This is a genomic window from Croceitalea vernalis, from assembly GCF_031846405.1.
In the GTDB taxonomy this organism is placed as follows: domain Bacteria; phylum Bacteroidota; class Bacteroidia; order Flavobacteriales; family Flavobacteriaceae; genus Croceitalea; species Croceitalea vernalis.
This window is the reverse complement of the sequence record NZ_JAVRHU010000001.1, coordinates 616,508-630,825: the sequence shown is the minus strand read 5'-3', so window position 1 is coordinate 630,825 and position 14,318 is coordinate 616,508. Positions and strand designations below refer to the sequence as shown.

The 14,318-nt window shown below is 33.4% G+C and carries 15 protein-coding genes; 7 read left to right on the top strand and 8 right to left on the bottom strand.

Annotated features, from left to right (window positions below; all coding sequences use genetic code 11):
• Positions 1–5 precede the first annotated feature (5 nt).
• Positions 6–1,478 (bottom strand): DUF5687 family protein, encoded by a 1,473-nt coding sequence (locus tag RM520_RS02755; protein WP_311386884.1) that lies wholly within the window; start codon positions 1,476–1,478, stop codon positions 6–8.
• A gap of 352 nt (positions 1,479–1,830) precedes the next feature.
• Here RM520_RS02755 and RM520_RS02750 point away from each other — a divergent pair, with 352 nt between their 5' ends.
• A complete protein-coding gene (locus RM520_RS02750; RefSeq protein WP_311386883.1) occupies positions 1,831–2,880 on the top strand; it encodes a ferredoxin--NADP reductase in 1,050 nt (349 codons plus the stop codon).
• A 125-nt stretch (positions 2,881–3,005) separates the two neighbouring features.
• On the opposite strand, the gene RM520_RS02745 is transcribed toward RM520_RS02750, so the two are convergent.
• Complete coding sequence (locus RM520_RS02745; RefSeq protein WP_311384176.1) at positions 3,006–3,785, bottom strand: patatin-like phospholipase family protein; 780 nt, start codon at positions 3,783–3,785, stop codon at positions 3,006–3,008.
• 136 nt (positions 3,786–3,921) lie between these two features.
• On the opposite strand from RM520_RS02745, the gene RM520_RS02740 reads away from it, so the two are divergent.
• The 5 genes from RM520_RS02740 (at position 3,922) to RM520_RS02720 (ending at position 7,990) form a co-directional block, all read left to right on the top strand.
• Positions 3,922–4,608: a TIGR04282 family arsenosugar biosynthesis glycosyltransferase gene (locus RM520_RS02740; RefSeq protein ID WP_311386882.1), complete on the top strand. Its 687-nt coding sequence runs from the start codon at positions 3,922–3,924 to the stop codon at positions 4,606–4,608.
• A 100-nt stretch (positions 4,609–4,708) separates the two neighbouring features.
• Positions 4,709–5,044, top strand: coding sequence for an arsenosugar biosynthesis-associated peroxidase-like protein (locus tag RM520_RS02735; protein ID WP_311349785.1), 336 nt, complete (start codon positions 4,709–4,711; stop codon positions 5,042–5,044).
• Positions 5,045–5,073: 29 nt separating this feature from the next.
• Positions 5,074–6,126, top strand: a complete 1,053-nt coding sequence (gene arsS, locus RM520_RS02730) for an arsenosugar biosynthesis radical SAM (seleno)protein ArsS (RefSeq protein WP_311384174.1) — start codon at positions 5,074–5,076, stop codon at positions 6,124–6,126.
• A gap of 36 nt (positions 6,127–6,162) precedes the next feature.
• The gene (gene arsM, locus RM520_RS02725; protein WP_311384173.1) at positions 6,163–7,131 is read left to right on the top strand and encodes an arsenosugar biosynthesis arsenite methyltransferase ArsM; all 969 of its coding nucleotides are present in this window, start codon (positions 6,163–6,165) and stop codon (positions 7,129–7,131) included.
• Between the two features lie 244 nt (positions 7,132–7,375).
• Positions 7,376–7,990 carry a TetR/AcrR family transcriptional regulator gene (locus RM520_RS02720; protein WP_311384172.1) on the top strand — a complete coding sequence of 205 codons (615 nt, stop codon included), beginning with the start codon at positions 7,376–7,378 and terminating at the stop codon, positions 7,988–7,990.
• Here RM520_RS02720 and RM520_RS02715 read toward each other — a convergent pair.
• From RM520_RS02715 to RM520_RS02705, 3 genes are read right to left on the bottom strand one after another with little or no spacing between them, the layout of a single operon-like run.
• Entirely contained in the window at positions 7,987–9,042 is a 1,056-nt protein-coding gene (locus RM520_RS02715) for a glycosyltransferase family 9 protein (protein ID WP_311386881.1), read from the bottom strand. The two genes, RM520_RS02720 and RM520_RS02715, sit on opposite strands and share 4 nt — an antisense overlap.
• The gene (locus RM520_RS02710; RefSeq protein ID WP_311384170.1) at positions 9,026–9,631 is read right to left on the bottom strand and encodes a DUF4254 domain-containing protein; all 606 of its coding nucleotides are present in this window, start codon (positions 9,629–9,631) and stop codon (positions 9,026–9,028) included. Before RM520_RS02710 ends, RM520_RS02715 begins: the two co-directional genes overlap by 17 nt.
• A gap of 25 nt (positions 9,632–9,656) precedes the next feature.
• Entirely contained in the window at positions 9,657–10,580 is a 924-nt protein-coding gene (locus tag RM520_RS02705) for a hypothetical protein (RefSeq protein WP_311386880.1), read from the bottom strand.
• Between the two features lie 39 nt (positions 10,581–10,619).
• Between RM520_RS02705 and RM520_RS02700 the strand changes: the two genes are divergently transcribed.
• On the top strand, positions 10,620–10,841 hold the full coding sequence (locus RM520_RS02700; protein WP_311386879.1) for a DUF6341 family protein: 222 nt from the start codon (positions 10,620–10,622) through the stop codon (positions 10,839–10,841).
• 25 nt (positions 10,842–10,866) lie between these two features.
• On the opposite strand, the gene purD is transcribed toward RM520_RS02700, so the two are convergent.
• Genes purD through RM520_RS02685 form a run of 3 tightly spaced genes read right to left on the bottom strand, consistent with a single transcriptional unit; the run spans position 10,867 to position 14,303 of the window.
• Entirely contained in the window at positions 10,867–12,138 is a 1,272-nt protein-coding gene (purD, locus tag RM520_RS02695; RefSeq protein WP_311386878.1) for a phosphoribosylamine--glycine ligase, read from the bottom strand.
• A 42-nt stretch (positions 12,139–12,180) separates the two neighbouring features.
• Positions 12,181–13,161 (bottom strand): UDP-glucuronic acid decarboxylase family protein, encoded by a 981-nt coding sequence (locus RM520_RS02690; RefSeq protein ID WP_311386877.1) that lies wholly within the window; start codon positions 13,159–13,161, stop codon positions 12,181–12,183.
• Entirely contained in the window at positions 13,158–14,303 is a 1,146-nt protein-coding gene (locus RM520_RS02685; protein ID WP_311384165.1) for a glycosyltransferase family 4 protein, read from the bottom strand. The genes RM520_RS02690 and RM520_RS02685 overlap by 4 nt, the downstream gene beginning before the upstream one ends.
• Positions 14,304–14,318 lie beyond the last annotated feature (15 nt).

Here is a 14,318-nt window from a genome sequence, read left to right as displayed (position 1 = left end):
AGTTATTAGCTTTTTTGCTTGTAAGCAACTAATGTCTTGTACTTCTCTTTTTTGTATATTTTTTCGATTTGAGCGAAAACTTTGTTTTTAAAAACAAAACCTAAAAGTCCAACTATGGCCACTAGAATATAACCTACTAAGGGACTCACTAAAAAATGTCCTAGAGCATAAATTACCATAGGTAAAACTAATTTTGGTAAGGTTAATAATAGTGTTTTGGCATTAAAAGCCTGCTTATCACCAAAAGCCTTTTTGTTTGAGGTTAAATCTATCGGGGTTTTTACATAAGCTCCACCCCAAAGCACCAAATAAGCATTGATGCCAATATTATAAATAGCACCTACCAAAACTGCTGCAAATACTTCCCATCCAAAATATAAGTACCAACTTGATAGAATAGTAGTGATTACTGTGGCGATAATAATTAAATAATACTTTGATGAAAGATATTCACGATACTGAATATTTTGACTCATCATTAAAGGATAGTAACTACTATCCCAACTTGGCACATACTGACCAAAACTGAATAAAAACCCTCCGGTGACAAAAATACCAGCGAATACCCTCCAAAATGGGCCATCATAAACCTCAACTGCACCCGTAAAAAATAACAAACCATAAAAAATGAAGAAAAACCCCATGATCACAGCAGTACGCGAACGCTTATTACGTTTAATTAACTTAATATCATTTTTAAGAAAAGTACCCAAATTACCAAACCTATTTAACCAGTCTAAATCCTCAGTTTTAGCCTCCGTAGTTTTCGTGGCTAAACCACCATCCAGATACATGTTCTTTTTGAAATAATTAAAGGCATTAACAAACAAAACCAATAAAATTGTCCAAGGAATTAAAGTCGTAGCTGGTATATCATAAAGCTTATCAAATAAAGGCCCAGTGTAAAGGGTAATATCAAACCATTCAAAGTATTGTGACAGCCCCAATAGCACAAAAATTCCCGCAAAAATGTAAAAAATACTATCCTTATTATTTACTAGAATATTAATGAAGTTATTACAGTAAATCAAAGCCATAAAACCAAGATGCCAACCTACAACATTTAAGAAGTCATAGTCCTTGGTTAATAATATAATACTAAAAGGTATAAAAAAGAAAGCGTGGGTCCAGTTAAAAAAGGAAACAACTGTTTTGCCCAAGGAATAATGCACTACTTGGCTTTTCTGTAGAGGTAAATAAAGTAAAGGTTTAATATTGGTAACCGGCATTTTTTGTAACATATAGCGAAAGACCAAATCAAATGCCAAATAGTAAATTGCATATTGGTTGACCACTCTCAAAGGGTCGCCTAGTTCTGCTTCTTCAATCATGAAATAGACTCCAAAACCTAATCCTAAAAAGACAAGTATAAAATACAATGCCCCCAAACCCATTAAAATTTTAATCCAAATTTCAGTCTTGAAGGATGCAGACCTAAAAAACGATTTCCACTGTAGATTGAAAAAGTGTTTGAACATAGTGTTGGTTTATTAGCTGAACATTGGTCACTAAAATAATTCAATTGTTACAAATCAAGCTCAATAAATAAAAAAATAAGATCTCAAAAAGCATCAGTTTAACTTCTTTATTTTTTTGTATCTTAAGCTTATGAATTTACCAAACGAGTTTTTACAAATTCTTATCCCAGTTATATTTTTAGCTTTAGCTTTAGCTCTGATTGGCCCATTAACGAAAAAGAGTAGAAATTTTAGAAGTAGCCGAAATAAAAAGGCTAAAAAACTATTTTAGAGGTTTTACTTTTTTAAAAAATCAATACTTAGGGTTAAATTCCCGTGTTCAAATCATTAGTTTTGCACAAAAATTGATTTTATGAGTGATTTTCATTCGTTAACCGTTAGTTCGGTTGAAAGATTAACTCCAAGTTCGGTTGCCCTTTCTTTTAACATTACTGAAGACTTAAAAGACACTTTCTCTTTTAGTGCAGGACAGTATATTACCCTAAAACAAACTATTAATGGAGAGGAAATTCGCCGTGCATATTCCATTTCATCTGCTCCTTCTTCAGGTAAATTAACCGTCGGAATAAAAAAAGTGCCAAACGGTATATTTTCAACATACGCCAATGAATCTATCACAAGCGGAGATACTATAGAAGTAATGCCACCTGATGGTCGTTTTATTTTTGAAGGGAATCAACAAGAAAAAACTATAGCTGCTTTTGCTGCAGGAAGTGGTATTACTCCAATTATGAGTATCGCAGAAACAGTACTTAAAAGCAATGAAAATAATCGTTTTGTATTGGTGTTAGGAAATCAAACTCCTGAAGAAGCCATGTATCGAGATGCTATTTTACAATTGCAGAAGCACTATTTTAATCGCTTTTATGTACAATTTATTTATAGCCGTTCTACTGAAGAAAATTGTCTTTTTGGAAGAATTGAAACTTCTACGGTAAACCTAATAACAAAAAATAAATTCAAAGATTTTGATTTTGACGCCTTCTACTTATGTGGTCCCGAAGAAATGATTACGACAGTTTCAGAATCCTTAACAAAAAATGGCGTAGCCGAAAGTAAAATCTTATTTGAATTATTCACAAGCTCAAGTTCAGAAGATACCATTGTTGAAAATCTTGATGGTAAAACCAAAATTCAAGTAGTAGTTGATGATGAAGAGTTTTCTTTTACGATGGATCAAAAGGAATTTGTTTTAGATGCAGTTTTGAAAGAAGATATTGACGCCCCTTATTCATGTCAAGGCGGTGTATGTAGTAGTTGTATTGCTAGGGTAACCGAAGGAAAAGCTGAAATGGTAAAAAACCAAATTTTGACCGAATCTGAAGTTGCCGAAGGTTTAATTTTAACCTGCCAAGCACATGCCACTACCCCAAATTTAAAGGTTGATTATGATGATGTTTAAATATCAGCTCTTCTATTGTGCTTAGCAATGGTTTAATATACATTTAATAGTGTTGTTCTTGTGAATTCAATTATGGAATTCCTAGAAACTAAATACTTAAGAGCGGCATTATTACTTTTTTAGTTTCAAGAGACAACCTTATCCAAAGCGAAACTAGCTTTATCATACCCTACGGCAAAGGCTTTATCTATTCCTTTTTTATCTAAAACTCCAATATGTTCCAATTCTTGAGGTTCAACTAAAACATCACATTCACCTATTTTTTCACGACAAGAGGCATAAATCATGAGCCCTGTGATTCTTCCCGCTAATTGAATTGAATTATTCAATTCTTTTTTGGTCAGCTTACCATTTACTGAAACATTGCTGCCAATTATAAAATCGCAGCGTTCTTCTAAATATTCTTTTGGAAAGTTATTCATAATTCCACCATCAGCGTAAAGTACACCATCAATTTCGACGGGACTGAAAACCGGAGTTAAAGCCGCAGATCCTAATAATGGTAAAATTAACTCGCCTTGGTTAAACATTTTTTCAGTACCATTAATCAAATCGGTCGCAACAACGTACAAAGGTTTTGAAAGTGATTCAAAAGAATTTTCAGAAAAATGCTTTTTAAATACATTTTTGTATTTGATGGTGTTTATCAATCCCGGCTTACCTAAGGCAAAAAAACTGTACTGAAATAAGGGTGTTTGTTTAAAAAAATTAAGCATGTCATCTGTGCTAATTCCATTCGCATATAATGCGCCAATTAGAGCGCCAACACTTGCACCAGCAATTTCATGAGCTTCTAAGCCTCTTTCATTCATTGCCTTTAAAAGACCAATATGAGCCATTCCTCGAATACCTCCTCCTGAAAGTACTAAGCCAATTTTACTATTTGGAATGTTTAACACACTCATGCTAGAAATTTTGACGTAAAAGTACACTGTTTGTTAAAATTCAATGCGGTTTCGTAATCTTTTAACTTTGTTTTCGACCAAACATTTTTTAAGTATTTATCGTAAGTTTACTTAAGTCTTAAAACTGTTTATTTTGTTGGGAACAAATAAAACTGCCATCCTAATTTTTGCAAATTCATCTTTTAAAGATGAATTAAGAAAAGGCATTCCTAATTCAACAGCTTTATTCAGTGCCCTTACAGAGGACATTTTAATTAAAGTAGAAAATACTGGGCTTCCCTATTTTATTTACGACGAACAATTACAAATCGGTTCAGACTTTGGGTCACGATTCACTACTGCCGTCGAAGCCGTTTTTAATAGAGGTTTCGAAAGTATAATTACCATAGGAAATGACACCCCTGAATTAACTTCAAATACCATTTTATCTACTTTTAGAAACTTGTGTGAGGGCAAAACAGTAATTGGTCCTAGTCAAGATGGCGGTGTATATCTTTTAGGTTTTCATCAAACCAATTTCAATGCAGCTAGCTTTCGCGAATTGCCATGGCAAACAAGAAATCTTTTAAAAAAAATTACCCGCTCTTTTTTACAAAAAGGAGCGATTCAGCAATTACCGCGACTTACTGATATTGATACCATAGCTGATATTGAAACACTTGTTAATCTTGGTGGTTTAAATTCCAAGGTTTTAGTTTCTATATTGCTCAAAATGCTTAAGACTCCTAAACTTAATATAGCATATTCTTTTCGATATTTTAATTCAATTATTACAGGCCGCACATACAACAAAGGCTCCCCTTCTTTTACAACATTTTCCTAGTTTATAAAGCATTGGTATTAACGCTGGTTAATTGTATTAACACGAATAAGCCTTTGCCTTTACTAATATAACTCAATAAAAAAATTATAACATTTTACTTATGGCAAACTCATATTATGATCCGGCTGATCTTAGAAAATTTGGAAAAATAACTGAATGGAGTGAAGAACTCGGGACAAAATTTTTCGATTATTATGGTAAGGTTTTCGAAGAAGGCGCACTAAGTGCTAGAGAAAAGTCTTTAATCGCATTAGCAGTAGCTCACGTAGTCAAATGCCCTTATTGTATTGACGCCTATACCAAAGATGGATTACAAAAAGGTATTACTAAAGAAGAAATGATGGAGGCCGTTCACGCAGGAGCTGCAATTGAAAGTGGTGCCACTTTGGTGCATGGCGTGCAGATGATGAATAAATACAATAAACTATCAATGTAATGGAAAGTATTTTACCAAAAAAGAAGCCAATGCAGAAATCTCTCAAAGCAAGAGAGAATGAATTAGCGGTGACTAACAAACAGCTTGAAATCTTAGATGGTGGTATTTTTGCCGAGGGTGAATTACCCTATTTTAAAGATAAAATTTCTGAAATAGGTCATTTTCCGCTTCGCCCTAAAAAGTTGGAAATTTTACAGATTAACGTTGGTTACATGTGTAATCAAGTTTGTGAACACTGCCATGTTGATGCTGGACCAGATCGTAAAGAGATTATGACCCGCGAAACCATGCGGCTTTGCTTGGAAGTTATAAAAAATACTGGGGCACATACTTTAGATTTAACTGGAGGGGCTCCTGAAATGAATCCTGATTTTCGCTGGTTTGTAGAAGAGGCTGCTAAAGCTGGAATTAAAGACTTTATTGTACGTTCGAATCTTACAATTATACGTGCAAATAAAAAGTATTATGATTTACCTGACTTTTTTAAAAAGCATAATGTTCATGTGATATCATCCATGCCTCACTATACTAGAGGTAAAACCGATAAGCAAAGAGGAGATGGTGTTTTTGATAAGTCTATTAAAGCGCTGCAAGAACTAAATGAAAGAGGATACGGTATGCCAGAAAGTGATTTAAGGCTTGATTTGGTTTATAATCCTTCAGGGGCGTATTTACCAGGAGACCAAGCAGCAATGGAAAAAGACTTCAAAAAGGCCTTGGATGAAGATTTTGGAATACAGTTTCATAATCTTTTTGCTATAACCAATTTGCCTATTGCACGTTTTTTAGATTATCTGATTGCATCAGAAAATTATGAGGACTATATGTATGCTCTTGTTGAAGCTTATAACCCTTCGGCCGTAGCAAACGTGATGTGCACTAATACTATTTCAATTAGTTGGGATGGATGGCTTTATGATTGTGATTTTAACCAAATGCTAGATTTAAAAGTAGCCAGCAAGGTCAAGCACATTAAAGATTATAATGAAGATGTATTAAACGACAGAAATATTATCATATCTCAACATTGTTATGGTTGTACCGCCGGTGCTGGTAGTAGTTGCCAAGGTACGGTTGCATAACGGATTAAAACAGAACTTTAAGAATAAAACGAAAATATGAGCTATTTAGAAGCAACAAACGACTTATATAGAGAAGCAGCTTTAACACCAGATGTCGGTCTTTGCTGTACCACAAATCCTATTTGGGAATTACCAGGGCTAAAGATTCCTAAAATTATGCAAGAGATGAACTATGGGTGCGGTAGCACTGTTCATGCTCGTGATTTATCAAACAACCCTAAAATGCTCTATGTTGGTGTTGGAGGAGGTATGGAACTATTACAGTTTTCTTATTTCAATCGTCAAAAAGGAGGTGTTGTAGGTGTTGATGTTGTTGATGAAATGTTAGAAGCTAGTCGTAAAAACTTTAAAACGGCTGAGGAAGAAAATGATTGGTTTAAATCTGAATTCGTAGACCTTAAAAAAGGGGATGCATTAAATCTGCCTGTCGAGGATAATACTATTGATGTTGCCGCACAAAACTGCCTATTTAATATTTTCAAAGAAGAAGATCTAAAACGGGCTATTGAAGAAATGTATCGAGTTCTTAAACCACATGGTAAATTGGTCATGAGTGATCCTACCTGTGAGCAAGAAATGAATACAACACTTAGGAATGATGATAGATTAAGAGCACTTTGCTTAAGCGGAAGTTTGCCTATTAAGCAATATGTAAAGGCCTTAACCGATGTTGGCTTTGGTACAATTGAAATTAGAGCAAGAAAACCATATCGCATTTTAGCTCCTGGCGCATATCCAACAGAAGAACTGATTTATATAGAATCTATTGAAGTGGCAGCCATTAAAGACCCTATGCCAGAAGACGGACCTTGTGTGTTTACCGGTAAAGCCGCTATATATTATGGTGATGAAGACTATTTTGATGATAAAAAAGGCCATGTTTTATTGAAAAATCAGCCTTTAGCCGTTTGTGATAAAACCGCTGGTGCATTAGCCTCTATAGGAAGAGATGATATTTTTATAAGCGAATCAACTTTTCATTATGATGGCGGAGGGTGTTGTTAAGAAGTAATCCAATCTAAAAAAGCCGAAGATTCTATAATTTTCGGCTTTTTTATTTATCTCGATTATTGGTTAGTTTCATCGATAAGATGATTCCTCAAAAGTAGATAAACTCCAAAAAATGCTCATTTTTTACCGGATACCGATTTTAAATGTTGATTGACCTATAAGATTTATCTTACAAATATTTGTTCTGAAATTTGTAAAACAAACCTACTTAGTATTCTAATTTCAGAAACCAAATCTTATGGAAATTACCTTAGAAAATAGTAAAATGCTTCACCTAATGAGAGCTAAAGGGTTAGAGCTTTTTTACAAAAACGGCTATTACAATACTTCTTTAAATGATATAATTCAAAACTTATCTATTACAGATGAAGTTTTTAAACATCACTTTCAGTCTAAAGAAGACTTTTTTATTAGTATTTCTCAAAATCTCATCCTACAGCGTACATTGGACCTTCTCATTGAGCCAGCAGCATACAAACAAAGCCCTTTCCCGCTGATTTTAGACATGTTTGAAGATAATCTTAACAGTGTATTGAAAAGCACCTCTGACCATGGGTTTATTTTAGCAAATTTTATTAACGAGTTTAATAATAGAAACTCTAAAATCAATAAATATTTGTTAGATATTTTAAAGATTTGGGAAATTAATTTAACCTCACTTTTGAGAAAAGGACAATTAGATGGTTATGTTAACCATCATGTTGACTGTGAAAGTGCTGCTAATCATATTATCTCCTCTTATTTTGGTGTAAGAACTTTGATGGTAGAAGGAAATAACAGAGGTTTGACACAACAATATTTACAACAACTTCGCTATTATTTTTATTCTATTTCTCAAAAAGTAATGGCTTAATTATTGCTTTTGCCTAGCTCAACAATAGTTTTGAAAACATGAGTAGGGGCAATTGTTTCCATAGCTTTATCATAGCCTTCCGGAAATTTATTCCCATAAACTGAAGTTGGGATTAAAGGGTATTTTTGTCTATCCGCACAAATAGAATTTTCAATTGACTGACCGTATGGAGCAAAACCGGCATAGGGGTGTGTTACTCCCCATAAAGTGACTACCTCAACCCCATAGTTTGCTGCCAAATGTCCATTACCACTATCCATAGCGAGCATGACATTAAGATTTGAGATGAGTGCCAATTCCTCTTTAAAAGAAAGCTTACCTACCGTATTAATTACTTTATCACCTAATTTATCAGCCATATCTTGAAGTATAGCTTCTTCTTCTGAGCCTCCTCCAAACAACACAACTTGATAATTCTTTTCATTGATTAAAAGTGCTAGAACCTCCTCCATCATGGACAAAGGATACATCTTACTCTTATGAGCGGCAAAAGGAGCAACCCCAACTAACTTAACATCATTCTTAAGATTAATCTTAGTTGTTACAGGTTGTTTAGGCTTTGTTAATTTGTTGTTTTGAGAAATAGTTATCGGAAGCCCCAATGCCTTAAAGACATCGGCATAACGTTCATGAGTTGTTTTTAAAGGTTTGAAAACTTTATTTATTTTTTTCGTTAAAAGTTTTTTTTCTTTTCTCCCTTTATTGATTTGAATAAAGGGAATCCCTGAAAACTTAAAAAAACACTTCAAAATAGAACTACGGAGAACATTATGTGTATCAGCCACAGCGTCTAGTTGTAATTTCAACAATGTTCTATATAGTCGAAAGAGACCAAAAATTCCTTTATGCTTAGTTTTTACATCAGCAGGAAAAATTGAAATATTAGGTATTTCTTCGAAAATGGGTTCAAATCTTTTACGAGTAAGTATGGTAATTTGAAGTTGAGGATGTATTTTAACAAGCTCTAAAATAACCGGTACTAGCATTGCCACGTCACCCATGGCTGAAAGACGAATAATTAAAAGATGTTGGATGCTATTCTTTTTGCCCACGCAGCACTGGGTTTAATTCATCATCATTATACATCTTCATCTGTTTATACACCTTCATAAATTTTTTCCCTTTAGAAATATCTTCTAACAATTCATCAATAGCTGCAGATAAATCCTTCTTTTGTTCTAAAAGAATTTCAAGTTTTTTTGCACATGTTTGTATATGTTCTTCGGTAGCGTCTTTACGATTAACCTCTTCTTGCATGTGATAAATTTTCAAAGCTAAAATAGATAGCCTATCAATAGCCCATGCAGGGCTTTCAGTATTAATTCCTGCACTTTCTAAAATTTCGACTTCGTTATATTTATCTAAAAAATAGCTGTCAATATATTCTACTAAATCTGTTCTATCTTGATTACTGGCATCAATTTGACGTTTTAACTTTAGCGCTGCTACCGGCTCTATATTTGGGTCTCTTATAATATCTTCATAATGCCATTGAACGGTATCAATCCAATTTTTACGATATAACAAATGCTCAATACTTCCGCTCTCATAAGTATTGTTAAATGGTTGGTCAACTTCATCTAAAACATGATAATTATTTATACTTTCTTCAAAAATAGCATTAGCCTTTGAACTGAACATGTGTTGTATTTTTTGCAAAGATACATTATTGAATTAGGTAGAAAACTGATGTAATTAAACATCCTAATACAAGAGCGGTAAGAAAAAATTCTTTAAATCTTTTATTTTGAACTGTTTCGAGATAATTTGTGATATAAACACTAGCAGAAAAAAAAGTAAACATGACAGCAGATAACCCATATTCATCAGAAATAAAAACTAATATAATTCCAATGACAAAATAAGAAAATAGAAGTCTTAAGGAGAGTATTCTGCCTATTCCTCTATTACCCAACTTAACTAAGGTTATCGCAATTACAATTAAGACTACTAGTAAATAACCGGCCAAAGAAAAATAATTTCTATAATCAAAGGTGTATTTAAGTTTAAAGGTGTATTGAGCTTCTATAAAAACCCAATCATTAAACAATGAACAATAACATCCTAGGCCTAAAAGCAATGCTCCGAGAGCGGCAATAGGCATTAGCCAGTTTCTTAGTTGTGTTGAACAATAAACATAAACACCAATGTAAATGGGTATTAGAAAAACTATAGTCCATTCTACCAAAAGAGATGCTATAAAAACACAAAGAGAAGCTTCAAATATTTTATACTTAACATTTTTGTCAAACTTTAATGATAGCACTTTATCCGTTGAAAGCAAAATCAAAAAATTACTAACAATAACTTTTTCATTTTCTAGAATTGGTAAAAATAAAGCTAGAAGAAGCGCATAAAAAAGCATGCTAAATGAGGTTAAATCTGCTAATTTATCTGCCTTTAGAATTGGATTAATAGTGAAAAACGTGATTAGGAGAAATACAAGGCCTGTAAATTTTATCAAAACTGGCTCAAACTCAAAAGTACTATTCAATGAAATTAAACCGAGAATTAGATAAAGCAAAGCGCTAAAGCCTAGGGTGACTAAATAGTTAATAGGCTTTGTTTTACTAAAAAAACTTGATATCATCTTTGCTTTTCGTATTTTTGCATCATAAATATACTTAAGATGAGTTCATTTTTTTACGGCATACAAGACTTATTTGTAAACGTACTTTTCGCACCGTACGATTTTCTTAGATTTATGGAAAGTTGGTGGTCGTCCAATATGGTCAACTGGTTATTTATGATTATTGGCTTTATAGCGATGCTTTATTGGATGGGGCAGTTGAAAATCTTTAACGATAATGGAGAAGAAGATAAAACTAGTACTTCGCATTCATACCTTTAAAAATCTCGATTTATTGGAATATTTGTTATAGGTCAAAACCTATATCTTTTCTGTAATATTTGCCTTCAAACTCAAATAGGTCTACATTACCATATGAAGTTGTTAATGCTTCTTTGAAGTCCTTTCCATATGATGTTACGGCTATTACTCGTCCTCCATTTGTAACGGTTTTATTATTTTTTCTTGTTGTTCCGGCATGGAATAATATTGACTCGTTCTTAGTATCTAGCCCTGTTATCTCTTTACCTTTTTCATAGGCCTCAGGATAACCGCCAGAAACAGTCATTACAGTAACCGCGGTTCTTTCATCAACTTCTAAGTCTATTTGATTCAATGATTGTGTTTTAAGAGAATGGAAAACGTCAACTAAATCATTTTTTATACGAGGAATCACCACTTCAGTTTCTGGATCGCCCATACGCACATTATATTCAATTACTTTAGGATCACCATTTACCTTGATAAGTCCAATAAAAATAAATCCAACGTATGGAATATTATCTTTTTTAAGGCCTTCTACGGTAGGTCTAACAATTTGCTCTTCTACTTTATACATAAAGGATTTATCTGCAAAAGGAACAGGCGAAATAGCTCCCATCCCACCTGTATTTAGTCCTTTATCACCTTCGCCTATTCTTTTATAATCTTTGGCCTCAGGTAATATTTTATAATTTAATCCATCTGTAAGCACAAAACAGCTCAGCTCAATCCCATCTAAAAATTCTTCAATTACTACTTTATTACTAGCCACTCCGAATTTGGCATCGACCAACATTGTTCTTAATTCTTGTTTTGCTTCGTTTAAATCATTTAAAATTAAGACCCCCTTTCCTGCAGCTAACCCATCTGCCTTCAATACATAAGGAGGCTGCAAAGATTCTAAAAATTTATACCCGTCTTCTACATCATTTTTTCCAAAGCTTTGATAAGCCGCTGTTGGAATATGATGGCGCATCATAAATTCTTTGGCAAACTCTTTACTACCTTCAAGTGTAGCTGCCAATTTTTGTGGGCCAACCACAAGCACATCTTTTAATTCGACATCATTTAAAAAGAAATCATGAACCCCATTAACCAGTGGATCTTCTGGTCCAACAATGACCATTTCAATTTCTTTTTCTTTAACGATGTCCTTCAAAGATTCAAAATCATTAACTGAAATTGCAATATTTTCTGCCATAACATCAGTCCCAGCATTACCGGGAGCAACATAAAGATTAATGGGCTTTGGGCTTTGTGCTAATTTCCAAGCTAATGCATGCTCACGACCACCTGAACCTAGAATAAGGATATTCATTATTTAAATTTTGGTAAAAATAGGATTTGAAAAAGTCTTACTTCATGAATTCTTAGTAAAATCACGATGTTCTTTTTTTTGTAATTCTTCTTTAGATAAAGATTTAAAATATTCAAAGACGTTTTTTAAACCTTCTGAACGATGAACTTTTGGTTCCCAATTCAAAATTTCTTTTGCTCTGGTAATATCGGGTTGTCGTTGCAAAGGGTCGTCTTTTGGCAAAGGTTTATGAACAATCTTTTGATTAGTGCCCGTTAGTTTAATAATTTCTTCTGCAAATTCTTTAATTGTTGTTTCATCCGGATTTCCAATATTGACAGGTTCAACGTAATCGCTCATTAATAATCGGAAAATACCCTCTACTTGATCATCAATGTATGTAAATGACCTGGTTTGAGAACCATCACCAAAAACAGTTAAGTCTTCTCCCCTTAAAGCTTGACCCATAAATGCTGGCACAACACGTCCGTCATTTAAACGCATTCTAGAGCCATAGGTGTTGAAGATACGTACGATTCGGGTGTCAAGTCCGTGGTGGCGATGATAGGCCATTGTAATAGACTCCATAAACCTTTTTGCCTCGTCATACACCCCACGAGGACCAATGGGGCTCACGTTGCCATAATACTCTTCATTTTGTGGATGTACCAGAGGGTCACCATATACTTCTGAGGTGGAAGCTACCAGAATTCTTGCTCCCTTCTCTTTGGCCAGGCCCAATAAATTCAAGGTGCCCAAAGAACCAACTTTCAACGTTTCAATTGGTATTTTTAAATAATCTATAGGGCTTGCCGGTGACGCAAAATGCAATATATAATCCAAGTCACCTTCTAGGTGTACAAAAGTGGATACATCATGATGATGAAATTCAAAACGCTCTAAAGGAAAAAGATGGGCAATATTTTTGATATCACCTGTAATAAGATTATCCATGCCTATTACATGATGCCCTTCTGAAATGAAACGATCACAAAGATGAGATCCAAGAAAACCCGCTGCTCCAGTTATTAATGTTTTTTTCAATCTTTTATATTTCCTTTTTTATCGTTCTTCTTTGACTTTAAAGTAAGCTTTTCAAATAAATTCCTGAGGATTATTTTTTTCTTCAAAACCTTAAAACTGTAATTGTATCTGAATAAAATATATCCGATAAATAATGAAACTGAAACTAACATAATTACCATGCCCAAATTCTTAGCTGTACTTCCTAATATCACAAAAAGGACAACAAAAAATATATTCCCTCCTCCTATTAAAAAACTAGCTTGTCTGTGCGACAAATTCAAATAGTCAACAATTACATGGTGCATGTGATTTCTATCAGGAGAAAAAGGACTTTTCTTATCTGCCAATCTAATGGCAAATACTCTAGCTGTATCAAAAAGTGGGACAATAATTATACTGATAGCTATTAAAGGAACATTTTCCAAAAGAAAAGGCAATTCATCATATGACTCGGCAGGTAAAGCTAGAAATTTCATGGTTAATATGCTTATTATATAACCAACAATCAAGGAACCTGTATCTCCCATAAATATTTTTTTATTAGAAGAGGTAGAAGTATTGTACCCAAAAAACGCCATTAAACTACCATTTAGACTAACACATAGTAAAGCGAAAAAATATTGTTTTGTTATATAAAATATTGTTGTGTAAAGAATTAAAATGGCTATGCCTACGATTGATGCTAAACCGTCTATCCCATCTATAAGGTTATATGCATTTATTATGGTAATCATTATAAATGATCCTATAACCAGATAGGCATAATAAGGTATCTCGTTTATTCTGAGGAATCCATTAAAAGTCTCAATCATAAAACTATCATTGGATAAAACAAAACTTACGGCTAAAATTTGAGCAATTATCTTAGTTAATGGAGAAAGAACTACCAAATCATCTTTTAAGCCTATAAAAAACAAAATGGTCAAACCCGGAATAATATATATTCCTTCGTCATTAATTTCCCAAGATCTTAAAAAGAAAAGAACAAAAATTAAGGTAATAAAAAATGCTATTCCACCTAAAGTTGGAGTTTTAATTTTATGAGAGCTTCTACTATTAGGATTGTCCATAAGACGTTTATCCTCAACAAGCTTTATAATGGAGGGTAAGGCCAAATATGTAAGCAAAAATGATCCAATAAAGAAAAGAATGGAAATCATACTAATTCATTTACA